The organism is Microbulbifer sp. CNSA002 (assembly GCF_047324085.1).
Taxonomy (GTDB): Bacteria; Pseudomonadota; Gammaproteobacteria; order Pseudomonadales; family Cellvibrionaceae; genus Microbulbifer.
This window is the reverse complement of sequence record NZ_CP172449.1, coordinates 4,169,301-4,192,698: the sequence shown is the minus strand read 5'-3', so window position 1 is coordinate 4,192,698 and position 23,398 is coordinate 4,169,301. Positions and strand designations below refer to the sequence as shown.

General features: G+C 47.2%; 22 protein-coding genes and 1 pseudogene. 15 read left to right on the top strand and 8 right to left on the bottom strand.

All coding sequences use genetic code 11. From position 1 onward, the window contains the following. Positions 1 to 64: 64 nt before the first annotated feature. The 4 genes and pseudogenes from ACG1BZ_RS18665 to can form a co-directional block, all read right to left on the bottom strand. The gene (locus ACG1BZ_RS18665; RefSeq protein WP_413663130.1) at positions 65 to 577 is read right to left on the bottom strand and encodes a flavin reductase family protein; all 513 of its coding nucleotides are present in this window, start codon (positions 575 to 577) and stop codon (positions 65 to 67) included. A gap of 103 nt (positions 578 to 680) precedes the next feature. After that, positions 681 to 2,066: an FAD-dependent oxidoreductase gene (locus ACG1BZ_RS18660; RefSeq protein ID WP_413665887.1), complete on the bottom strand. Its 1,386-nt coding sequence runs from the start codon at positions 2,064 to 2,066 to the stop codon at positions 681 to 683. A gap of 60 nt (positions 2,067 to 2,126) precedes the next feature. Next, positions 2,127 to 2,297 (bottom strand): annotated as a pseudogene (locus ACG1BZ_RS18655) (rubredoxin); the annotation flags it as partial. Between the two features lie 94 nt (positions 2,298 to 2,391). After that, positions 2,392 to 3,048 (bottom strand): carbonate dehydratase, encoded by a 657-nt coding sequence (can, locus tag ACG1BZ_RS18650; protein WP_413663129.1) that lies wholly within the window; start codon positions 3,046 to 3,048, stop codon positions 2,392 to 2,394. A 136-nt stretch (positions 3,049 to 3,184) separates the two neighbouring features. On the opposite strand from can, the gene ACG1BZ_RS18645 reads away from it, so the two are divergent. From ACG1BZ_RS18645 to ACG1BZ_RS18615, 7 genes are all read left to right on the top strand, one after another. Then, on the top strand, positions 3,185 to 3,388 hold the full coding sequence (locus tag ACG1BZ_RS18645) for a hypothetical protein (protein ID WP_413663128.1): 204 nt from the start codon (positions 3,185 to 3,187) through the stop codon (positions 3,386 to 3,388). Positions 3,389 to 3,524: 136 nt separating this feature from the next. Next, positions 3,525 to 4,034, top strand: coding sequence for a GNAT family N-acetyltransferase (locus ACG1BZ_RS18640; RefSeq protein ID WP_413663127.1), 510 nt, complete (start codon positions 3,525 to 3,527; stop codon positions 4,032 to 4,034). 1,152 nt (positions 4,035 to 5,186) lie between these two features. Then, a complete protein-coding gene (locus ACG1BZ_RS18635) occupies positions 5,187 to 5,909 on the top strand; it encodes a hypothetical protein (protein ID WP_413663126.1) in 723 nt (240 codons plus the stop codon). Positions 5,910 to 6,145: 236 nt separating this feature from the next. Beyond that, positions 6,146 to 7,258 (top strand): phospholipase A, encoded by a 1,113-nt coding sequence (locus tag ACG1BZ_RS18630; protein ID WP_413663125.1) that lies wholly within the window; start codon positions 6,146 to 6,148, stop codon positions 7,256 to 7,258. 80 nt (positions 7,259 to 7,338) lie between these two features. Further along, positions 7,339 to 7,743, top strand: a complete 405-nt coding sequence (locus ACG1BZ_RS18625) for an NUDIX hydrolase (protein ID WP_413663124.1) — start codon at positions 7,339 to 7,341, stop codon at positions 7,741 to 7,743. A gap of 247 nt (positions 7,744 to 7,990) precedes the next feature. Next, positions 7,991 to 10,039 carry an aminotransferase class I/II-fold pyridoxal phosphate-dependent enzyme gene (locus ACG1BZ_RS18620; RefSeq protein ID WP_413663123.1) on the top strand — a complete coding sequence of 683 codons (2,049 nt, stop codon included), beginning with the start codon at positions 7,991 to 7,993 and terminating at the stop codon, positions 10,037 to 10,039. Between the two features lie 31 nt (positions 10,040 to 10,070). Continuing rightward, positions 10,071 to 10,811, top strand: a complete 741-nt coding sequence (locus ACG1BZ_RS18615) for an SDR family NAD(P)-dependent oxidoreductase (RefSeq protein ID WP_413663122.1) — start codon at positions 10,071 to 10,073, stop codon at positions 10,809 to 10,811. Between the two features lie 42 nt (positions 10,812 to 10,853). Here the strand turns inward: ACG1BZ_RS18615 and ACG1BZ_RS18610 are convergent, their stop codons facing one another. Next, positions 10,854 to 12,512 (bottom strand): acyl-CoA dehydrogenase family protein, encoded by a 1,659-nt coding sequence (locus ACG1BZ_RS18610; RefSeq protein ID WP_413663121.1) that lies wholly within the window; start codon positions 12,510 to 12,512, stop codon positions 10,854 to 10,856. 690 nt (positions 12,513 to 13,202) lie between these two features. Between ACG1BZ_RS18610 and ACG1BZ_RS18605 the strand changes: the two genes are divergently transcribed. The 6 genes from ACG1BZ_RS18605 (at position 13,203) to ACG1BZ_RS18580 (ending at position 17,632) form a co-directional block, all read left to right on the top strand. Next, entirely contained in the window at positions 13,203 to 13,886 is a 684-nt protein-coding gene (locus ACG1BZ_RS18605; RefSeq protein ID WP_413663120.1) for a response regulator transcription factor, read from the top strand. A gap of 4 nt (positions 13,887 to 13,890) precedes the next feature. Then, complete coding sequence (locus tag ACG1BZ_RS18600) at positions 13,891 to 14,319, top strand: CsgE family curli-type amyloid fiber assembly protein (RefSeq protein WP_413663119.1); 429 nt, start codon at positions 13,891 to 13,893, stop codon at positions 14,317 to 14,319. Further along, positions 14,319 to 14,720: a curli assembly protein CsgF gene (locus ACG1BZ_RS18595; RefSeq protein WP_413663118.1), complete on the top strand. Its 402-nt coding sequence runs from the start codon at positions 14,319 to 14,321 to the stop codon at positions 14,718 to 14,720. Before ACG1BZ_RS18600 ends, ACG1BZ_RS18595 begins: the two co-directional genes overlap by 1 nt. A 41-nt stretch (positions 14,721 to 14,761) precedes the next feature. After that, a complete protein-coding gene (locus tag ACG1BZ_RS18590; RefSeq protein ID WP_413663117.1) occupies positions 14,762 to 15,607 on the top strand; it encodes a CsgG/HfaB family protein in 846 nt (281 codons plus the stop codon). Between the two features lie 306 nt (positions 15,608 to 15,913). After that, on the top strand, positions 15,914 to 16,399 hold the full coding sequence (locus ACG1BZ_RS18585) for a hypothetical protein (RefSeq protein ID WP_413665886.1): 486 nt from the start codon (positions 15,914 to 15,916) through the stop codon (positions 16,397 to 16,399). A 54-nt stretch (positions 16,400 to 16,453) separates the two neighbouring features. Next, positions 16,454 to 17,632 carry a hypothetical protein gene (locus ACG1BZ_RS18580; protein ID WP_413663116.1) on the top strand — a complete coding sequence of 393 codons (1,179 nt, stop codon included), beginning with the start codon at positions 16,454 to 16,456 and terminating at the stop codon, positions 17,630 to 17,632. A 92-nt stretch (positions 17,633 to 17,724) separates the two neighbouring features. On the opposite strand, the gene holA is transcribed toward ACG1BZ_RS18580, so the two are convergent. The 3 genes from holA to leuS all read right to left on the bottom strand — a co-directional run bounded on the left by holA (position 17,725) and on the right by leuS (position 21,950). After that, a complete protein-coding gene (holA, locus tag ACG1BZ_RS18575; RefSeq protein ID WP_413663115.1) occupies positions 17,725 to 18,729 on the bottom strand; it encodes a DNA polymerase III subunit delta in 1,005 nt (334 codons plus the stop codon). A 13-nt stretch (positions 18,730 to 18,742) separates the two neighbouring features. Further along, positions 18,743 to 19,267: an LPS assembly lipoprotein LptE gene (gene lptE / locus ACG1BZ_RS18570; RefSeq protein ID WP_413663114.1), complete on the bottom strand. Its 525-nt coding sequence runs from the start codon at positions 19,265 to 19,267 to the stop codon at positions 18,743 to 18,745. An 85-nt stretch (positions 19,268 to 19,352) separates the two neighbouring features. Next, complete coding sequence (gene leuS, locus ACG1BZ_RS18565; RefSeq protein WP_413663113.1) at positions 19,353 to 21,950, bottom strand: leucine--tRNA ligase; 2,598 nt, start codon at positions 21,948 to 21,950, stop codon at positions 19,353 to 19,355. Between the two features lie 161 nt (positions 21,951 to 22,111). On the opposite strand from leuS, the gene ACG1BZ_RS18560 reads away from it, so the two are divergent. Both ACG1BZ_RS18560 and ACG1BZ_RS18555 read left to right on the top strand, forming a co-directional pair. Beyond that, complete coding sequence (locus tag ACG1BZ_RS18560; protein ID WP_108734284.1) at positions 22,112 to 22,561, top strand: zinc ribbon-containing protein; 450 nt, start codon at positions 22,112 to 22,114, stop codon at positions 22,559 to 22,561. A 197-nt stretch (positions 22,562 to 22,758) separates the two neighbouring features. Continuing rightward, a complete protein-coding gene (locus ACG1BZ_RS18555; RefSeq protein ID WP_413663112.1) occupies positions 22,759 to 23,340 on the top strand; it encodes a YdcF family protein in 582 nt (193 codons plus the stop codon). Positions 23,341 to 23,398 lie beyond the last annotated feature (58 nt).

Here is a 23,398-nt window from a genome sequence, read left to right as displayed (position 1 = left end):
AATTGGCATTAAAAAATTATTTTTATAGCCTTTGGGTAGTGATTAGGCTCCAAAAAGTGAGCTGCTACTCTCCAGCCAATGCACGATAACAGCCTTGATGAAAGACCAAGGGTTCACCACCAAAAGCGGCAAATTCCAGCACCTCTCCAAGCAATATTGTGTGATCTCCACCATCAATGCACTGCGCGCGGCGGCAATGGAAATAGGCTGCACACTCCTCTAGGCGAGGTATACCATTGGGGCCTTCATACCAGTTGACCTGTCCAAACTTGTCTGCCCCTCGACCAGCAAATAGGTTTGAGACATGTTGTTGGTCTGCTCGCAGGATATGCACGGCAAAGTGCTCCCGGGTGGTAAATGCTTTATAGCCCATGGACTGCTTATCGATACTCCATAGAACCAGGGCGGGGTCGAGGGAAACGGAATTAAAGCTGTTAGCCGTCATGCCGGCAGGTTGGCCATTGGTATCCTGAGTGGTAATGACAGTTACACCGGTAGCAAAGTGGCCGAGGGTGTCCCGCAGTAGCCGGCTTTGCTCGGGTGACGGGGAAATCGTACGGCTTTTCTCTGTCGTCATACTAGGGCTACTTGTACCAAAACTTTGAAGGGCCGCCATTTTAAGGCAAAAGTTAACGGTTTGCGCGCTTTACCTCGAATAGCTATTAAAATAAGTATGATTATCAGTCATTTTTTGACTGATCGTTCATAATTGGCTGGCACTCTTGGCTGAGCCTTTCCCGGAGGGCGATCGCACTACCGGTAAGGGCAAAACCTAGTAGATTGCCCTTTTTGTCGCGAAATGCGGCGCAAACCCCTGAATCTTCTTTGTTGATTTGCCAAGTCCCCTTGGTATCAGGGCTTGGTGGGCAAACGGTAGTTGGGTGCAGGGTTGTCTTTACGGCCACAGGAATAACGCCAAAGCAAACGGGAGTCAGATTTCCTGACAGAGTTTGTGCGAGACTCTTCGCACAGCTGATTAGGGGGGCGACAAAGAGTAACTGATGGCCATCTATTTCTGCGCAATCCCCCAGGGCGTAGATATCGAGATCGCTTGTTTGCAGATATCGATCTACAGCAATACCTCTTTGCACGGCTATACCGGCCATGGAGGCTAAGCCGGTGTTAGCCTCAAGTCCAAGTGCGGCGAGAACGACATCCGCTTCTATTTGCTCTCCATTACTCAGCTGGGCCCGGAAACCGGTGCTCAATTTCTCAATACGCTTTAATGATGAGCCCCCATGGAAGCGAACGCCATAGTCTTCCAGGGCTCTCTGCAGATCGCGTCCGGCGACTTCCGGCAGCAGTGTCGCCAGTGGCCATTGCTCCATATCAACCAGATCCACTGCGAAGCCGGTCTGTACCAGATCGTTGGCAAATTCACAGCCAATCAAACCAGCGCCCAGGAGTAGTATGCGCTTGCGCCCCACCACGGCAGTTCGAAAACGGTGGTAGTCTCTGAGATTATTTATGCGAAAGATATGTGATTGGGCATCCCCCTCATAGTGAGGAAGTTTGCGGCACTTGGCCCCGGTTGCCAGAACTAGCTTTCCATAGGGAATCTTGGATACATGCTCTGCACCATCCTGCTGAATCGTCAGAGTTCTGTTTTGGCGATCTATATGTATTACCCGCGTGTGAACCAGAATTTGTGCATTGAGTTCGCGAGCCATATCTTCAGCACTGGAAGTGCTGAGTTGCTGTGCAGTCTTGCCGTGAGAGAAAGAGGCTGACAGCAAAGGCTTGGAGTAAAAAGCCCCATCATCGGCGGTGATTAACAGGAGAGGAGACCGGGGGGTAAGCTTGCGAAATTCTCGCGCCAGATTATACCCGGCCAGCCCTGTGCCAATAATAATTAAAGGTGCTGAGGTTGTAGTGGATGCGTTTTGGTTGGCTGAAGGGGACGGGGCTATGGGGGCTTGGCCCACGAGGACCATATCAAATTCTTGTTTACTAACGCCGCATTGAGGGCAATTCCATTCGTCGGGAATATCCTCCCACCGAGTACCAGGAGCAATGCCATCTTGTGGACATCCCTCGGCCTCATTGTATGTCCAGCCACATACCATACACTCCCAGATCCGGAAGCCATCATTGCTAGCTAAGCTGGCTTGAGTGGTATCGGCGCCAATCTCCAGCATGGAGAAATCTTGTTTGGCTGCACCACACTCCGGGCAGTACCAGTCTTCAGGTATATCTTCCCAGCGAGTACCGGGAAGAATTCCATCCTCGGGCCAACCTTTGGACTCATCGTATATCCAGCCGCAGTTCTGGCACTGCCACTTTCTGTATGCCGACATGTTTCTCCACCAAGCAGGGTCGAGCCCGATAAATAAATACCGGGGCTTTCCCATTTATAGCGGTAAAAACGAAAGGAGTTGTGGTTGGGCGGTATTATTCCGTGCTGCGCTGGGCGATTTTGCTGAGAGCACTTTGATAAATATCAGCAATTTCCCCCGGGTGCTTGATTGAAATACCCAAATCGTGCACCAGGCCATCCTTGAGTCCATATACCCACCCATTGACGGTCAGTTCCTGGCCCCTACGCCAGGCATCGCGGACAATGGTGGTCTGGCAAACGTGTATTACCTGTTCCAGAACATTGAGTTCGCACAGTAAGTCTGTGCGTTGCTGTTGCTGGAAAAGATCTATCAAGGTGTGATGCTTATCCCTGACATCCTGAATGTGTCTCAGCCAGTTATCGATCAGGCCAAGCTGCTCGTTATTAAGTGCAGCCTGGACACCGCCGCAGCCGTAATGACCACAGACAATAATATGTTTTACTTTTAGGATTTCTACAGCGTACTGCAGTACTGAAAGGCAGTTCAGGTCTGAGTGGACTACTACATTGGCAACATTTCTGTGGACAAAAAGCTCCCCGGGTAATAGGCCGACAATTTCATTCGCGGGAACGCGACTATCAGCGCAGCCAATCCAGAGGTATTCAGGGCTCTGCTGCTCAGACAGTTTAAGGAAAAAGTCAGGCTTATCTTCGCGAGTTGCCTCTGACCAATGTTGGTTGTTCTCTATTAAATGATTAAGCGGGTGCAATGAATCTATCCTGATGTGACCGTTTGGACAATTAGTCAGCAGGATAGCGACTTTGTTCGTGCGCGCCAAGTGTATCTGGTCTAATCTAAAAAGATGACTATTGCCTAAAACCTGGTCTAAAAAGGAATCTAAGATCATGGGAAGAAAGAAAAGCGCCATTCCCAGAAGGCGGCAGAGGGTTTCCAGGCACTCGAATTCAGTGGGGCGGCATCGCTTGAGAGTGCGTCAATTGCTTGCAAGACGGACGCGTTTGCGTAGCTATTTACAGCATTTCCCAATGGATGAAAAAGCCAATATCGAGGCGGTACCGGAAAAGAAGGGTGCTGAAGTTACGGAGTAAATCCGATATTGTACCCTCTGTTGTCCACGCTGTATCAGAGATCTATAAGTGTGGTGGATAAGTTGGCTGTATAAGTGGTTAATAAATTACATTCAATAAAACCGTTAAGCTAATGGAAAAGTAAAAAGAGAATCATATGGTGTTGTCAGGTTGTAATGTAGATATTGATTTAAAAATTAGTTTGGCGAATTATGATGACTTGCATGATGCAAAAAGCATAATTGCTTTAATGGAAGAGTATGCACTTCATCCATTTGGTGGTGGTGAAGCTCTTTCTGATCATTGTCGAACAGGGTTGGTGTCGGCACTAAGTGAATTTCCTGGAGCTTTTAGTATTTTAGCATACCGAGATAATAGAGCTGTTGGTCTTATTAATTGCTTTACTGGTTTTTCCACTTTTTTATGTAAGCCTCTTATTAATATTCACGATGTTGTTGTTAGTGAATCTGCACGAGGTTTGGGCGTTTGTACGGCTATGCTGGGTTTTCTTGAGAAAGAAGCAAAAGATAGGGGATGTTGTAAGTTGACCTTGGAAGTTCTACAAAAAAATTACACTGCGCAGGCTGCTTACCGTAAGACTGGTTTTAAACCGTACGCCATGGATGAGGAGTTCGGTCAAGCCGAATTTTGGCAGCGATATCTTTAATGTTCACCTTTTCAAATTTGTAGTCATTGTATGGAGCTATCTTCCGATAAGCCGTGGCTGTGATCTGACAGCTACGGCTGACCAATACTGTTAGATATTTTATTGGTAGCTGCTGAAGTGCGATGTACCCCAATTATTAGTTCCATAGTTTGGGTCTGTAGCCCTAAGATTTTACTGATTGATAATATTAAAAATAATGTCCATACAAACGGTGGTAGCAGTAGATACACAGAAGCTTTATGGAAGGGAATGTTTCTTGAGGTTTTGGGTGTTTTAAGAGTCCTAAATGCCAATATCATATTTCTTGACTTCGGTGACGCTAGTGCGTGAAAGCTGGTAGGAGAAAGCGACATTTATAGGGATCTAATGGTTGTATTCCAGTAACATCATGGATACCTAAAGATATTGTCTCCGTATCTCTTCTAAGAGAATTAGTAGTTAAATTAGCGATCCTCTATTCAAACAAATTTCTGACATGCCGTTGCGCCGACTTTTACTCGCTATGAAAGCCATTCACTTTGCTGTACCTGCAAGTTACTGGTTTCGATGAGTGATATGGCTAATGATAAAATTAGAGGGTTTTCTCTTTGGTCATGCTCAAGAATTAAAGGCTACCAAATATATTTGGCTCATTCCCCCGGAAATCCTGTGCTGCCAGTTGGAATTTTGTGTTTATGTTACGTGGGAAAAATTATTTGATGTTTATTGCGCCAGCTTGACGTTATTCCGCTTAAATAGCTTAAGTTTCTTTTAGGTGAATGAGAATAAAAGAAGAGGCTGTAAGTACTTTTGTAGATATAGGTTTTCCGATAATTGATAGTTGGTTCTAGGTCAGGAGTTACCTGGAATTTTGACGAGCCTAATTTCTGGATACCTTAAATGAACCTCACCAATGCTTTATATAAAACGTTCACTCTATTGGCGCATCCGGCTGGAAAATTCTTCAACTACTTCAGGTGAAGTCATTCACTTTGGGGGTGTTTCAGCTGTTTCATAGTTTTCTCCTATTTTTAAATCCTTGTGTTAGTCACTGTCTCCATAGTGTTTGGCTAAAGGAGGCGTAAAAAACGAGGTTAGCCTCCCTCCATGTGCAATACTTTTTGGGTACTGGACCGCCGGTCTGATGTACAGCGAGCAAGGAGGGAACCTGCGATGCGTTTAAATTCAACTTTGGCTCAGGGTCGCTATCACTACAGTTGTGATGGCAGGGAAATGCCTGTGCAAGATAGTTGGCAGTTAGGGAATGATGAGCAGGGGCGACGCTCGCTTGTCAGTCGGCGCTTAGTCGGGGACCAGGGGTTTGGTATCGAAGTATTTGCTCTTTTGGAAGGGGGGCTAGTGAGTGAGTGTGTTGTGCATTGGCGAGATGAAGTTGATGAGGTGAGCGCCCACTACAAGTTAATTCCAGAAGAGGGAAAGAGTCCTGCGATAGGTGATGATATTCAAGCCAGCTGGACAGGCCCCAATGGCCCTCAGCAACTCAATATCGAAGGGGAAGAGCGGCTATTGTTTCCACTGATGCGGGTTTTTATGGGGCCTGTCCTGTCGAGGTTGGTACAACATGAAAATGGCCTGGAAGTTGTATCCCCTGATATCGTCGATCCATCTCAGCGGGGTAAGTTGCTCTCTCCTAGGGTGAGTCATCGCACGGCAAGATCAATGGCGGGGGATGTTTCGAGCCAGAAGGCTCAGGAACTGGGTTCCGATATAATTGCTTACATTTACCAGGGTGATGAAGCTGAAAGAGATGCCCATTGCTATGTTGATAGTCGGAGCCTGTTAGTGGGGTACGATTGGCCATCTAGTACTGGTCGCCTGTGGCAGGTTCGGCTGAGGGACTTGGAGTGGTCGTCGAGCTTAAAAGGACTACTTTAGTCCAGCTTGAGGAAACTTTATAACGATTATTGGTCACACAAATAGTCTTAAATGAAGATTGCTGTTTCTATACCTGTCATTATTTAGTTTTTTGTTCTATCTAAGCTGAAATAAGGGCTTCTCTAGCCTGATTGGCTGTCTTGTCACGATAATCGCAAAATTATGTAGTGGGACTTGTAATCCTCTCCAGTGTAAGCTTGCATCACGATTGCAATAAATGACTGGGGGAAAGCGTTTTGTCCTACTATCGAAGAAGGGTTTTTGCCGGGCTCACATTACTTTCTTCTGTTGGGTTAGTTGCACAGTTGCCAACAGCTTTAGCTGAAGAGGCGCCAGAATCAACTTTTTCTATGGATGCGGGAGAAAACCTGCAGACCCACCATAAGCGCTGCTTGAACGAGCAAATTCTTGTTTCGGATGCCGATGTCACGATAAGGGAAATCCGACGTATCTGCGCTGAAAGAGTTAGAGCTGAACTGACTCTTGAAGAGGATCCGGTGATAGCGGACTTTATTGTCGACGAGTATGAGGAAGACCTTCCTACAGATGAAGTATTGTTAGGGGGGAGGGCTCAGGCTATCAGGGATGCTGCCAATAACCCTTTTACTTTAGCTTCCCATAAAACTAACTACGTGCTGCCAATGGTCTACAATCCAGCCCCTGAAGAGGGAGGGCTGGCAGACATTGAAGGCCTAGCTGAGGCAGAAGAGTTGGATAACGTCGAAGTTCAATTCCAGCTTTCTGTGCAGGTGCCTATTTGGCGGGGTTTTTTGGGGCAGGCTTCTGTACTGAGTGTCGCCTATACAAATCGCAGCTTTTGGCAGGCGTACAACTCCGATGACTCCGCTCCCTTCCGTGAGACAAACCACGAGCCGGAATTGATTCTGAGTTGGCTCAATGACTGGAGCCTATTTGGTTGGAATAATGTGGCTAACCAGGTAGCGATTAACCACCAGTCAAATGGGCGCAGTGAACCCTATTCCCGTAGCTGGAATAGAATATATGCGAATTTCATTTTTGAGCGGGATAATTATTCAATCAGCCTAAAGCCCTGGTACAGGGTTCCTGAAGATAAGGATGATGATGATAATCCGGATATCGAGCACTACCTGGGGCATTTTGAACTAGGTGGGCGATACCGCGATGGAGATCACACGGTTTCACTGATGTTACGTAACAATTTGCGCTCAGATAATCGTGGTGCAGTGGAGCTGACTTGGGGCTTCCCTCTCGGGAAACGCGTCGATGGATATATCCGCTATTTCAATGGTTACGGCGAGAGCCTCCTTGATTATGATGAATCAGTGCAAACTTTAGGATTTGGATTTGTATTAGCCCAGGGGTTTTAACCTTAACGACGAGGGCGTACTCTCAATGAATAGGCTCTCGTTTTTCCCTTCTTAACCTGACTTGTTATCAGGGTTTGTTCATGGCCTTTGATGATAGTTACCGCTTGAGTGCCCATGCGGTAATCACGAATACTGGCGGAGAAGTACTACAGCTGAAAGCGACTTATGCTGAGCGTAGCTGGGGCTTGCCTGGCGGAGCATTAGACCCGGGTGAAACTGCCCATGAGGCATTGGTGCGGGAGTGCCATGAGGAACTTGGACGAGAAGTTCGAATAGAGTATCTCAGTGGCATCTACTACCACAACGCTTTCAATTCACATGTTTTTATTTTTCGAGCCCATTTCATTAAAGAGGGTGACTATATTCTCTCTGATGAACATTCCCAATGGGCTTACTTTCCGCTTCACCAATTATCCCAGGTACAGCGTCACAGGGTCGAGGATTGCCTCACGTTTAATGGTATTGTGCGTAGCGCAAAGTTCTAACTTTATTATCTTCCTTGGCAATAGATCTGGTATGCCTGGGTACATTTGGCGAAAATCGCCAAATGCAATGTAGTCGCAGAATTCCCCTCCCTCCTACATTAGTATTTGCCCCCTGGTGTTTATTGCCCTGGAATTCCAGAGCCACCGCAACTCGCGGGGGCCTTATAAAAGTTAATAAAATCAAATAGTTGAATAATTGATACAGCAAGTTGTACTCACCTGCAAGCTATGCTGATGGATAAGAATTATGGGTTTGGAATTGAAGATGCCTGAGTTGGGCAACCTAAACGAAAACAGCCTTGAATTAGAGTGCCGGGTCGCTCTGGTCAGTTCTGATAGCAAATTGGCCAATGAGTGGATTACCGCTCTCAATAATACGGCAGCAGTACACGACAATCCTTTTGGCCTTCATTTTGAAGCCGTAACGCCTGCAGATGCTGAAAGGTTGGCAAAAGAAGAGGATTCCCTGCAAGCGGTCATTGTCGATGGTGGCAGTGACGGGCAGGGGCTGGATGCTGCAGATGACCTCGCTGACCGAATTCACGCTTTGCGTTCCCAGCTTAATATCTTCCTCGTAGCCCACAGTGGTTTTGCTGGAACAACCTCCAAGCCGGGCAAATCCGGTTCAAAATCCCTGGCAAATTTGCGTCGCCGCTTCGATGAGTTGTTCGACCGCCGTGAGGGCAATTTCAACCATATGTTCCGCCTGGTGCAGGCGTTTATTGCTCGAAGAGCTTCGACTCCTTTTGCCGACACCCTGAAAGAATACGTATTCTCAGCTCGGGATGCGTGGCATACACCTGGCCATTCTGGTGGTGACAGTTTGCGCAATAGTCCCTGGGTGGGGGATTTTTATCGCTTTATGGGTGAACATATCTTCAATACAGATTTGTCTGTATCTGTTCAAGTTTTAGATAGTTTACTCGAGCCCCACTCGGTTATTCAGGAGGCGCAGGATCTAGCGGCTCAGGCTTTTGGAGCTCGCCATACCTTTTTCCTGACCAACGGCACTTCTACCGCGAATAAAGTGGTTATTCAGCAAATTCTTGGCGGTGGCGGAAAAATTATCGTTGACCAAGCGTGTCACAAATCAGTTCACCATGCGATTGTGATGAATCGCTGTGAGCCGGTTTACCTGAAGTCTGTACTGCATCCAGAATTTGGAATTTACGGGCCGGTAAAGCTTTCGGATATTGAAGCTGCCCTGGATGAGCACAGTGATGCGCGCCTATTGGTAATTACCTCCTGCACCTATGATGGGTTGCGTTACGACCTTAAGCCAATTATCGACTACGCCCATGAGCGTGGAGTGAAAGTGCTGGTGGATGAAGCCTGGTTTGCCCATGGTTTCTTCCATCCCGAGTTACGGCCCACAGCACTGGAGTGTGGGGCAGATTATGTGACCCAAAGCACCCACAAAATGCTGTCGGCCTTTTCCCAGGCCAGTATGATCCACGTGCAAGACCCGGACTTTGATGAATTCCGTTTTCGCGAAAACCTGAATATGCACGCCTCTACCAGTCCTCAGTACGCAATGATTGCGAGCCTAGATGTGGCGCGTAAACAAATGGCGATGGAGGGGTATAGTCGTTTGAAGCAATGTCTAAAGATGGTGGAAGTTTTACGTAATGCCGTCAATGAGACAGGTGTGTTCCGCGCGCTAACACGTGATGACTTAATTGCTGACCCACTTGCCAGTGATAACATTCGCCTTGATCCCACCAAGGTGACTATTGATATTTCCAAGAGTGGTTACTCTGGCAATGAAATGCAGATTAAATTGTTTGATCAGTATGGCATCCAGGTGGAAAAGACCACCTACAATACCATTACTGTACTTGTAACCCTCGGTAGTACAGAGAGCAAATTACTTCGCTTGATTCATGCTCTTAAGCAATTGGCAGGAAATACTCACAAGCGTATTCATATCGGGTCGCCGAGGCGTTTGCCAGAATTTACCCGTTTTACATGTCTACCGGCAGATGCTTATTTTTCGGAAGCAGAAGAATTGCCGCTGATGGATAATGGCACAGAAGCTATTGAGAACCTGGTTGGTCGGACCAGTGCAGATGAAATTGTTCCCTATCCGCCAGGTATTCCGGTCCTTGTGCCGGGACAGGAAATTTCAGCCCAGATAGTGCAGTTTTTACAGCAGCTACTTCAGGGGCAGAATACGACAGAAATTCACGGTCTTATTTTCCGCTCTGATGAGCCGATGCTAAGGGTCGTTAAGGAAGCCTCCAAGGGCAAAGCTGAGAAAGTGCAGTCTTCTGGAGAGAAAAAGAAAGGAAAATAGTAAAACTCCATAATCCGGCATGGAGGCCGGTATGCTCGAAAGTCCACAATCTGTGTTGATAGCCGGTGCTTCCGGTGGCATAGCGCAGGCTATTGGCGCCGAAATTATTCGGCGCTATCCTCAAGTTACATTATTGACCTTGAGTCGAATCACAGTTGATATGATTCCTGGCCATGTCGGTGAGCGACACCATTTATCCGTTTGTTTAGAGCAAGCCGAGTCCATCGATATTGTTGAAAATTTTTTGGCCGAACACTCTGAGCCACCAAGTTGGGTAATCAACTGTTGTGGCATTTTACATGATGAGTTCCACGGACCGGAGAAGTCCCTATCGCAATGTGATGATCACTGGTTATTGCAGTCGATTCAGGTCAACGTACTTTCCCATTTACATTTAGCGCGCGCACTGGATGGATTCTTGAAGCGTAGACGCCCTTTGTTGTGGGCATCGCTTTCGGCAAAGGTGGGAAGTATCACGGATAACCAGCTCGGTGGCTGGTACAGCTACCGGTGTAGTAAGGCCGCATTAAATATGCTGGTTAAGAATCTGTCTATTGAGTGGGCGCGGAAACTGGAGGAAAGTTGTGTGGTAGCGATTCACCCAGGTACGACAGATACTTCACTATCCAAACCTTTTCAGTCTAATTTGCCCCCAGATAAACTCTACACCCCTGAATTAAGCGCGAATCGTATTGTAGATGTCTTGAGTCAACTGGCATCGGCAGACACCGGAAAATTACTGTCATGGGATGGAAGTTTTATACCCTGGTAGCGATCAGCGTGAAATAGGCGCGATAGTAGCTGTTATCGTATCTTAAGTTATAAGAGGGTTTCCCCGCTCCAGAATAGTGGCGATATCAATCCCAGTGGGTAGGCTTCCAGTATTGTGTGTGCCGTTAATCCCTATTCTTGATTTGATAAAGGCGTCAGTTACACAAGGGTTACTCCCCTGTAGCAGAAGGTGCGCCTGCATGGTCAGGGCCATTTGGTCAATAATATGACGGGCACGGTATTCAAATTGATTTAGGTCGGAAAGATCGTTTCTTAACTTGTCGACTGCCGTATCAAATTGTGTGTTTATGCCTCGGCTAATGTTTAACTCATCAAACCAGTGGCTAATTACTGCAGGGGTTTTAGTGATGGCACGTAACACGTCCATCGCTTGAATATTCCCTGAGCCTTCCCAGATTGCATTTATCGGAGCATCTCGGTACAGCCGTGCCGTAATAAAGTTTTCAATAGCTCCATTGCCTCCCAGGCACTCCATAGCCTCATAGGCGTGATGGGGACTGCGTTTGCATATCCAGTATTTTCCCACCGCGGCCCCAAGTCTGAGTAGCATCTTTTCGTGTTCGCTGCCCTCTTGATCCATTGCTCTGGCTATGCGCATGGTAAAGGCAATTGAGCCTTCCACCTCCAATTGCAGGTCGGCAAGCACATTTTGCATCAGTGGCTGATCAATCAGCTTTTTGCCAAATGCTTTACGCTCACTAGCGTTGTATATTGCCTGGATAACAGCTTGCCGCTGCCCTGCAGATGAACCCATCATGCAATCAAACCGTGTAATCGCTACCATCTTGATGATGGCGCTGACTCCACGCCCTTCCTCGCCGATTAGCCAGCCCAATGCGCCGCGTATCTCAACTTCTGAAGATGCATTGGAAACATTGCCACACTTTGTCTTCAGGCGTTGAATCTCCAGCTGGTTCTTCGATCCATCCGGCCTCCATCTTGGAACCAAGAAGCAGGATAAGCCGCCGGGCGTCTGGGCAAGAATTAAAAAGGCATCGCACATAGGGGCGGACATAAACCATTTGTGCCCTAATAATTCATAGGTTCCATCGGCGAGGGGAATTGCAGCGGTGGTATTTGCCCTGACATCTGAGCCCCCTTGTTTTTCGGTCATGCCCATACCGATCGTCAATGAATTTTTCTCAAAATATGGGCGATTACTTCCATCGTAAGTGCGGCTGGTTATTTTGGGTATCCATTCGATGGCGATTTCAGAGTTTAGCTCGATAGTGGGCACTGAGGCGAAGGTCATAGTGATAGGACACCCGTGACCGGCTTCAAGCTGAGTGTGCAAGTAATTTTTTGCAGCTCTGGCCACGTGGGCACCCGCGCGTGGGTCGGTCCAGGGAGAGCTGTGTAAACCTTCTGAAAGTGCCAGCTGCATTAGCTGGTGATAAGAGGGGTGGTATCGAACCAAATCAATGCGGTGGCCGGAACGATCGTGACTTTCGAAGATAGGTTTAAATTCATTAGCGGCATAACCCCGCTCAATCATTTCTGGCCTGCCACACACCTCCCCATACCGCTCCAGGTCATCTTCAGCCCAATGGGCCCCATTAATATGTACGGCTTCCTTTAACGCTTGATCAGCAATATAGAGGTTATGACCAGAAAGCGGGCTGGGCTGGTTGGCAACCTGATAGTTGGTTTTGCAATCTGATGTGTGGATCTCACTGTTCATAACTTCACCCTGGAGGATGTAGATTTCTATTTGATGCTGCAATTTAACTTGTACGGTTTTGCCAATTCCCCTAGGGGAATAGTTCAGGCATAGCCGAATATGAGCATAAAACAAGCTTTTCCTGATTACTATTTAAGCTGTTTAATTTTAAGTCGTGATTTTGCCGTTTTTATTTGCAGGGTCTGATCCTATGAATTCTCAGGTGATTTTACTCGATCAAATATGGCTTAAAAGTAATGAGGTGAAATTTATATTTTATTGCTATCGAATACCGTTTTGTCAGTCTGTCTCTGATGAGGCTCGAATCATCTTGTGTTTGTCGTCTTATTGTTGGTAGCAATTTTTTTTATCTTAAATTAGTCAAAATAAATTTATTAATAATGTGGACCAGTACAAAAAAATTGATATTTATAGGGTTCTATTGCCGATAGAAAATCTATACCAAAGCATGTTGATTTTTCTTTTTAGTTTACTGATCCATGATACCTTTGTATTACAAAATGGTATTAGAGAACCAAGTTGGCACACTTAAGATTGAATTTTTGATATCTAGATCACTACCGGTTGCAGTTAATGAGTTGATCGAATAGATTTAGCTCACAGCGTAAGATGAGCGCGGAAAATTGATAAAAAATAGTTAGGCTGGTAACAGGCTGAAACATAAAAGGACTGCACATTGGGGGAACCCAGATGAATTTGCATAAGGATTATGCACCACTAAAGGTTGTTAGCCCTAAGTCAGAAAAAACAGGGATTACAGTTGCCTTTTTAACCGCATGCGTCAATCTTCAATCCTCAATATTTGCCGGGCGAATTGAAGATGAATTTAAGACTACCTGCGCTATCCTTCAGCGCTCGACACTTTCATCCCTAAGTGGTATTAAGGCCGAATACCTTCTTCTTGATTGTGCCGATGTATCCTCTTCAGATCTCGAGAATCTTTTGAGGGAGATACACTCCCTGCCCACACCTCCTAACATAGTATTGATCAATGTCGATCAGAAGGCCGATATTGATTTTGTTCTGCATTGGGAAAAAGTTCTGGGATTAATACCCTCCGAATGCGAAGCAAAAGTCATTATGGAGAGGTTGGGTAGGATATTCTCGGGAGAATACTGGTTTCCAAGAGATGTTCTCCATAATTTTCTCAGGCAACACAGAAAGCCGAAAAAGTGGTGCGATAAGGCTTCAAACCTCACGCAGCGAGAACGGCAAATTTTACAGTTGATCTGTGACTGTAATACCAATGCCAATATAGCCGAAACATTATGTGTAAGTGAGCATACCGTTAAAAGTCATTTGTATAAAATCTATAGAAAAATAGGCTGTAAGAATCGGTTAGAAGCAAGTAGTTGGGCCAGTCAAAACTTGTAATACTATGAAATCACTATTTTTGTACGCAACTGTGTTAACAGTTGCGCTTTCGTGTATCGTTCACAAAAGTTACGCTCAAGAAACAAGTGATCAAAGCTCTGAGGAATCCCTGCTTACTGGATTGGTAATTGATAATACGGTAAGCGGTATAGGTCATGAGTTCGCTAGATCGCTATCAATTTATATAACAACTAATTTGACAGGATTCGACTACAACCTGACCGTGCATGAAAGGCCTTCGGCAAGGTGGGGCAGTGTTGTTTGGGTAACCTTTGAGAGCAAGCAAGTCTTTAAAACTGTCATTTATCCTGGGCGGAGAAAGTTCGGTGCAATTGTCGAGCAGGCTGCTTCGCAAATAAATAATAATGTGAGGCAGCAACGGTTGCAGGATCTTTTATCTCAAAATGTTGATTTGGCGGGGGATGAAATATAATGAAATTTTTATTCACAACGGCTTTTTTATTGTTTTCTGGCTCGGTGTTTGCAACAGAGCTGGTGTACACGCCTGTGAATCCATCGTTTGGGGGCAATCCTCTTAATGGTAATTATTTACTGAATAATGCTAGCGCACAGAACAGTAAAAAAGATCCTGATGCTAAGGATTCACCGTACTCTGATTCTTCTTCCCTGGATAGATTTACTGACACGTTAGAATCTCGTCTTCTCTCACAGCTGCTAACAGATGTGGGAAATGGTAATGACGGTACTTTGGTAACTGATGACTATATCGTAAATATTGTTGATATTGATGGTGAATTGACGATCACCATTACCGACGCTGTTACGGGTGAGATATCTGAAATTGTAGTTGTAGGTCTCAATCCAAGTAACTAATAAAATTATATTTGTAAGCTTAGGTTTTGTGGGGTGGTGCGATGTTATCGAGAATATTTATTCTAATTATTGTTTTTAGTATTAGTGGGTGCAGTTCTGTTAAGGAAGCGTTGTTCGGCCCTGGACAACAAAAGGCAACTTTGACGGATAGAATGAGCACCTATTCTGACTTAGTCAGTTTGCCTGCTCCTAGAGGGAAAATAGTTGCAGCAGTGTACGGTTTTAGTGATCAAACTGGACAATATCGGCCAGCGCCCTCCAGCTCATTCTCGACCGCAGTGACTCAAGGGGCTGCAGCTATGCTGGTTCAGGTTCTGAATGAATCTGGGTGGTTTGTGACTCTTGAGCGGGAGGGTTTACAAAACCTCTTAACCGAAAGGAAAATAATTAGAGCTGCACTGAAAGAACAGGACAATCCTGCCAGTCCTGTATTCGATCTGCCTTCTCTTATGTCAGCCAATATTATGTTAGAGGGTGGAATAGTCGGTTACGATACAAACATTAAAACAGGGGGTGCGGGGGCTCGTTACTTCGGTATCGGTATTTCTGAACAATATCGTGTAGATGAGGTTACTGTAAACCTGCGTGCGGTAGATGTCCGAAGTGGACGAGTTCTAAGTAGTGTTTTAACGAGCAAGAAAATCTTGTCGAGGCAAGTTCAAGGCGATGTTTATACTTTTGTGGAATACAAACGCTTACTTGAAATAGAGGCTGGGATGACCACGAACGATCCAGCTCAATTATGTGTTCTTTCTGCGATAGAGTCGGCGGTAATTCATCTTATATCCCAGGGGGTTAATGCTAATTTGTGGGCGTTGGAAGATAATAGCCAATACCCTATGTCTGTCCTCAGTGAATATTCTGCGACACCAGTAAAAATATTATAAATCTTTAGCGGATATTAAATTTTATTGGTATGTTCATTTATAGGTATATGTAATTTAGCGAAATGGAATTTTATTAAATTATATCTATGTATTTTCATGTTTGTGTGTGTAATTTGGTGGAATTGAACTGTTTTATTTTTTGTGTGTTTTGATTTGAATCACCACCTTAATACAAAAGTTTTACGTTCTTCTTATTCTTTCCGGTTAAATGTAATCTTTCTTCTGATTTAAGATATATTTTTTTTTACCTATAGTGTTCATGTTGTTTCTTATAGTTGTTAACCGTTCTTATTGGAGAGGTGGTTGGTGATTGCTACAGCTAAACGAGTAACGGCAATTTTATTTCTGTTTCTGGTTTTACCGCTTTCGGTGTGCTGGGCTTCTGATTTAGATGACCACAATGAATTGTCTGCTGGGCAGGGTGCTCTGGATCTTCTTTTGTTAAGAAAAGATTCAATTACGGGTAACTTGGCCCAGGTTTCACAAGTAGGTGATTACAACCTTGCTGAAGTTACCCAGTCTGGTCTTTACAACCAGGCTGTCCTGATCCAGGAGGGTGGCTCAAATGCAGCCTTGGTGCAACAAACAGGCGATTCTAATTATGCTGCGATATCGCAGTCAGGAGCCTACAACCAAGCTACAGCGATACAGAATGGCGTAGATAATGTGGCTTTAATTAGCCAGGTTGGTTACGGAAATTCTGCAAACATTATTCAAAATGGTGATGGATTGTTTGGTTATGTCGCGCAGTTCGGTGACGACCATGCGGTGCAACTGGTGCAGTACGATTAAGGCATTGCACTATTTTACTTGTATTTATAATTTTATTCCGAGGGAGATTGATAAATGAAAAAAATTACACTTGCTGCTGCTATTGCTTTGATTGCTAGCGCAGGCCAGGCTGTAGCCGACAATAACTACGGTGATCAGGTACAGGTCGGTGACAATAACTCTGCAAATGTTACCCAAGTATATGGAGCTAACAATAATGCTGCCTATCAGTGGCAAGAGGGCAATAATAACGTAGCTGATGCAACTCAGGATTATGCTGATGACAACTACATCGATCAGACCCAGCTCGGCGATCGCAATGCTGCTTTCACCAGCCAATCAAGCCAAATGGGCAGTGAAGCTTTGACCTACCAGGATGGGGAGGGTAATTCTGGAACTATCCACCAGTGGACCGGTTCCTATAATAGTGCCTATGCTACTCAGTTTGGTAGTGAGAATATGATCCATTTGGATCAGTATACTGACTCTAACTTTAACTATGCCGATATGTATCAGGACGGCAACGACAACATGGGCGTTCTGCAACAGGAAGGTGATGGCAACTACTTCGTCAGCACCCAGGTTGGAGACAATAACGGTGTTTGGAACAGCACCTGGTACCCCTCTTTTGACGGTTTTGTTGGTGGTCAGGTAGGTGACTTCAACGTGGGGACTGTTTATCAGTCAGGTGCTGAGAACAATGCAAACCTGATGCAGAGCGGTGATATTAACCTGCTCGACCTGTCTCAGTCCGGCATTAGCAACACTGCAACTATCTTGCAGCAAGGTGATGCTAACGCTGCTTTTGGCTACCAATCAGGTGTTAACAACGTTGCCAATATTACCCAGAATGAGACCAATAACTTTGGTGCTATGGCTCAATTTGGCAATGACAACACCGCTAACCTTGTACAAACCGGTGACATGAATAGTGCTGATTTTGGTCAGTATGGCGATGCTAACCTGGCAAATATTGATCAGACTGGCAACAGCAACTCCGCCTATGGTTATAGTGCTGGTGTTGCAAATATTGTAGATATTGATCAAGCGGGTGAGTTGAACCTGGCAGATGTTCACCAAGACTTTGGTGGCGATAACCTGATTACTGTGGCTCAAACTGGCTACGAGCATTCCGCTCATGTTGGACAGGGCGGCTATGAGAATGTTGCCACTGTTAGCCAGAGCAGTGCATACAATATGGCGAGCATTGAGCAGGTTGGTGCGAGCAACGTTGCCACCATCACTCAGAACTGATTCTGAAAAGACTCAGGTATGAAAAAACCGCCCTATTGGGCGGTTTTTTTGTGTATAAAATAGCTGCAGAGACTTCTCTAAGATTAGATTGATTAAATGGTTCTCTGCCCGCAAAAATTGAGAGTCAGCTCTAATAGCCCTGTCCATGGAGATTGCTGCCCACTACCACCTTTGATAGAGACATCTATAGCTCGAGCGCGAATTAATAAGCTTTCCAGTTGCTTCTTATTAAGTCTGTGTAGGGCTCCTTGGACCAATGGCTGTCGCTTTTGCAGCCGAACCAATCTTGCTAGAGGTTGGCCTTGATCCAGTTTTTCCATGATGTCGAGAAGAGTGCGAATTTCTCTTGCTATTGCCCAAAGTACAATGGGTGGTTCAATACCTTCGACCCTCAATCCGTCGAGTGTTTTGATGGCTTTGGCTGAGTTGCCAGAGAGTGCTGTGTCAATTAGGTCAAAAACACTGTAACGGGCGGAGCTGGTAACACTATGCTCCATCATTTCCCGGGTGATTTCTTGCCCGGGGCTGGAAAGCTTAAGTTTTTCTATCTCCTGGCTTGCGGCAAGCAGGTTGCCCTCTACTCTTTCTGCCAGGATTTGTACTGCTTCTGGCTCGGCTGAGAGGCCTGCAGATGCAAGGCGCTGGTTGATCCAGCGGGGCATTTCCTGAATCGTCACAGGCCATACCTGAACCAGTACTCCCGATTGTTCTAGGACTTTGACCCATTTGCTGTTGAGTTGCGATTTATCAAGTTTCGGTAATACCAATAAAAGCAAAAGATCTTCACTCGCCAGTGAAGCAAACTCTTGCAGGGCTTTACTGCCCTTATCCCCCGGTTTACCTCCAGGCAAACGCAGCTCGACGAGTTTTTTTTCTGCGAACAGAGACATGTTTCCAGCTGAAGCAACCAGCGTGCTCCAGTCAAAATTATGTTCTGCGTGAATAAGTTCTCGCTCGGTGAAACCGTGCTTTTTCGCTGTTGAGCGAACTAAATCGCAGCACTCTTGCACTATTAAGGGCTCATCACCAGTGATAATAAAGATTGGCGATAGGCCCTTTTTTAGATTTTGCGATAATTGATGGGGGTTAACGCGCATTAATAAAACTAACCTAGTAGCTCTTCTCTTCTAATGAAGCATTCACATCGATACGCCGTAAGCGGTCGATAATACGCCCAATAAGCTCCCGCTGCATCTCCGCGCGTAAGGTATTTTCCTCTTCACCTTTACTGACAATTTCATCGACATCCCACTGCAAGGTGCGGTAAACGTCCGCCTGTGCCTTATTTAGGAGGACTTGGCCTGAAGCTGTGCGTACGCTATAGATTGCACTGGTGATTAATTCGTATTCAGATGCTCGCCCTTCAGAGTCTACAGCTACGGTTAGTTTTCTCTCGGTTTCCTGGTGAATGATGAGCGTATAGTCCGCCTCTGCAGGAGATTCCGCCATAGGCACCCCTGCGTTATTTAGCAATCGCGTTAATTGATCTGCAATATCACTTCGAGGATCTACTGTGGATATATAGAGTGTACTGCCTGGAGGAAAATTCTTAGGTGCGCCTCTTAGATGCCAGCCGCAACCGGCAATAGTGATAGCGAGAAGAAAAATAAAGGCTCGATTTGCGATTGTTTTCATAAACTACTTGCCTTGGTCTTGTCGGCTACAGCGAGCTGACTTAAGTGAGCCGGGAGCGAAACTCCCGGCATCATATAGCGGGTCTTTACTTGGCGACAATATTAACCAGCTTGCCAGGTACGACGATTACTTTGCGCACCGTAGCTTCACCGATAAATTTCTGAACGTTCTCATCGGCGAGGGCGAGTTTTTCCAGGCTCTCTTTGTCTGCATCAGCAGGCGCATCCAGTTTTGCGCGTACTTTGCCATTGACCTGGACGACCAAAGTAATCGAGGTGCGCACCAGTGCTTTTTCATCTGCCATTGGCCAAGGAGAATCGATTAGGGCACTGGTATTCCCGAGAATTTGCCACAATTGGTGACAGATATGAGGAGTAACCGGAGCCAACAGTAAGACGGCGGTCTGTAGGGCTTCTCTCTCTACAGCCAGTCCTTGATCACTATTGCGATCTGCCAGCTTGCCAACTTCATTGAGCAATTCCATTACTGCTGCGATAGCGGTATTAAAGGTTTGGCGGCGGCCATAGTCATCCCCCACTTTTTGGATGGTCTCGTGGGTTTTGCGGCGCAGCTGCTGTTGCTTGTCATTGAGGGACTGCTGGTCAATCTGTGCTTCACTGGAGCCCGCTGCAATATGGGCGTGAACGGTCTTCCAGAGTTTGCGCAGGAAGCGGCTGGCACCTTCCACACCGGCATCATGCCACTCCAGAGTCTGCTCCGGGGGGGCGGCAAACATGGTGAACAGGCGAACGGTATCGGCACCGTACTCCTCAACCGCAGCGTGAGGGTCTATGCCATTGTTCTTGGACTTGGACATCTTTACCACGCCGCCGGCAATAATCTCTTCGCCGGTGGCTCGCTCAATCGCTTTGATCGGCTTGCCCTTGTCATCGCGCTCAACGTCCACATCGGCGGGGTTGATCCAGGTCTTGTGGCCGTGTTCTTCCTTGTAGAAGGATTCGGCTAACACCATGCCCTGACACAGCAGCTGCTTGAAGGGTTCATCGCTATTGACCAGGCCCTCATCCCGCATCAGCTTGTGGAAGAAGCGTGCGTAGAGAAGGTGCAAGATGGCATGTTCAATACCGCCGACATACTGGTCCACTGGCAGCCAGTAGTTGGCGCGGTCAGGGTCCAGCATGCCCTCTTCAAAATCGGGACAGGTATAACGGGCGTAGTACCAGCTAGACTCCATAAAGGTGTCGAAGGTATCGGTTTCACGCTCTACGGGAGTGCCGTTGAGTTCGTCTTTACGCCATTCGGGATCGGCTTTAATAGGTGATTGAACGCCGTCGAGCTCGACATCTTCCGGCAACAGGATCGGCAGCTTGTCTGCGGGTACTGGTATTTCTCCACCGTCGGCCAGGTTGAACATGGGGATGGGCGCACCCCAGTAGCGTTGGCGGGATACACCCCAGTCGCGCAGGCGGTAGTTGGTTTTAACCCGACCCTTACCTGCAGCAATCAGCGCTTCGGAGATCGCAGTAAAGGCGCTATCAAAATCCAGGCTGTCAAAACTGCCGGAATTCACCAATTTGCCTTTCTCTGTATAGGCCTCTTTCTCCAAATCGATAGACTCGCCGTCGGCAGCCTCGATAACCTGGATAACGGGCAGCTGGTATTTTTGTGCAAATTCCCAATCGCGCTGGTCGTGTGCCGGTACTGCCATCACTGCGCCTGAGCCGTAATCCATCAGAACATAGTTGGCCACCCATACGGAGACTTCTTCACCACTGATGGGGTGAATCGCCTTGAGCCCGGTATCCATGCCTTTCTTGTCCATCGTGGCCATATCGGCTTCGGATAGGGACTGCTTTTTGCACTCAGCGATAAAAGTTTTGAGTTCGGGGTTGGACTCGGCAAGCTCCAGAGCGATGGGGTGCTCGGCGGCGAGGGAGACATAGGTAACGCCCATCAGTGTATCCGGACGGGTGGTATACACATCGAAGTGGTCCATGCCCGCAATAGACTTGGGCAGAGCAAAGCTCAACTCTACACCCCGGCTCTTGCCGATCCAGTTGCGCTGCATGGTGCGCACTTGCTCGGGCCACTCGGGCAGTTTGTCCAGGTCTTCGAGCAGCTCTTCCGCATAGTCGGTGATCTTGATAAACCACTGGGCCAGCTCGCGACGCTCAACGGTGGTACCACAGCGCCAGCAGGCGCCATCTTCGACTTGCTCATTGGCCAGTACGGTCTGGTCGTGGGGGCACCAGTTCACTGCAGAGTTTTTCTTGTAGACCAGGCCTTTTTCGTAGAGGCGGGTGAAGAACCACTGCTCCCAGCGATAGTAGGAGGGTTGGCAGGTGGCCAGTTCGCGGGACCAGTCAAAGCCAAAACCCAGGGCCTTGAGCTGGCCTTTCATGTACTCGATATTGGCATAGGTCCATTTGGCTGGAGCGGTCTTGTTCTGGATGGCCGCATTCTCTGCCGGCAGACCGAAAGCATCCCAGCCCATCGGGTGCAACACGTTTTTGCCCTGCATGCGCTGATAGCGAGTAATTACATCGGTAATGGTGTAATTGCGCACATGCCCCATGTGTAGCTTGCCGCTGGGGTAGGGGAACATGGATAGGCAGTAGAACTTTTCCCTGCCGGCGTCTTCCTTTACTTCAAAGCTCTTCTCGGCCTCCCAGAATTCCTGGGCGGAAGCTTCGACTGCGGAGGGGTTGTACTGCTCTTCCATCGATTCGGGACCTATACTCTGTGATCAAAATTTGCGGGAAACTGTTCAGTGTTTATTGGGGGATGTGAACGCTTGTCAATCGGTAAAGATTGATCGCGATCAAGTTTCGCTCCCAGTGCATCTTTTACGATGCGTAAACGCGGGATTATAGGAGGGATACCGTGACGAAGGAACCAAAGTTGCCGCCGAAGGACGATCTGATTAATGAGTTTCGCGAAGACTTTGAAGATTTGGTCGAAGGTGAGCTGGCTGTTGAGAATCTCACCGCCAATAAGATGGCATTTTTGCGCGCTTGGCTGAAAGATGACCTGCATCGTGCTGCTGACTATATCCGGGGACTAGGTGGGGAATTGAAGACCCTGGAGGAGCGCAGCGGTGATTGGCTGCTGGATGCGGCGGACCCCACAGAAACCGCATGGCCAAACTTAATGCGATGCATTAAAGAGGGCAAGCCCTGGGCTTTGGCCGGCGAGTTTGTAGGGCCGGATGAGGAGTTGCAGTGTTTGGGCTGTGGATACCGAGCTATGCCGCCGGCAAATACCCAGATCACTCCCTGCCACCGGTGTGGTTATGGATGCTTTCGCCAGATTGAGGGTGGTCTCGAGTATTGAATGGGCTCTATACGGCGGCGGCCACGCTTCTGATGCCTCCAGCAGCCCCATTGTTGGGGCTGCTGGTTGCATTCCTTTTGCGATTCTCTTCATCCGGGTCCTTGCTTGAGAGATGCTCTCTACCCTTGGCTGTGATTTCCTTTTGTGTGCTTTGGTTAGGGGCGACCCCGGCATTCTCATCCTGGCTTGGGGATCGATTGGGCAAAGTACCTTATCAACCCCATATAAGGCCTGAGGCTGTTGTGATCCTTGGTGCAGGGCGTTATCGCGACAGGTATTCGAATAGGGAGAGACTCTCTGCGGCGAGTCTTGAAAGAGTTGCCGGTGCTGTCGAGCAAGCACCAAAAGAGTTACCGATTCTGGTATCTGGCGGTCGGGTTCACAGCGGAGAGCGGCTGGCAGAGTCTGATTTAATGGCTGCGTTGTTGGAGGAAGAGTTTTCCACTCCGGTCACTTGGCGTGAAGATTGCAGTCGTACTACTGCAGAGAATGCAGTAAATAGTGCTGATATTTTGCACAGTGCTAATGTGAGGTCGGTTTTTTTGGCCACTCACTGGTGGCATATGCCTCGCGCAGCGGAAATTTTTTCCCGCGCTGGCTTAGAGGTACAGCCCCTGCCGGTTGGGAGTGCCGGAGAATTGATGCCCCGCGCTCAAACAGGTGTGGGGCGCTGGCTGCCCAATGCTGTCTCCCTGCTAAGGACCCAGGTCTACTGGCGGGAAATACTGGCACGGATCTGGTATCGGTGGAGTTCGCTACCGTCCATCAGGAAATGTTGAGGTTCCATAAGGAACTTTTTGATAAATGTAATCTCAGAGGGCTACAGGATTTGAGGGA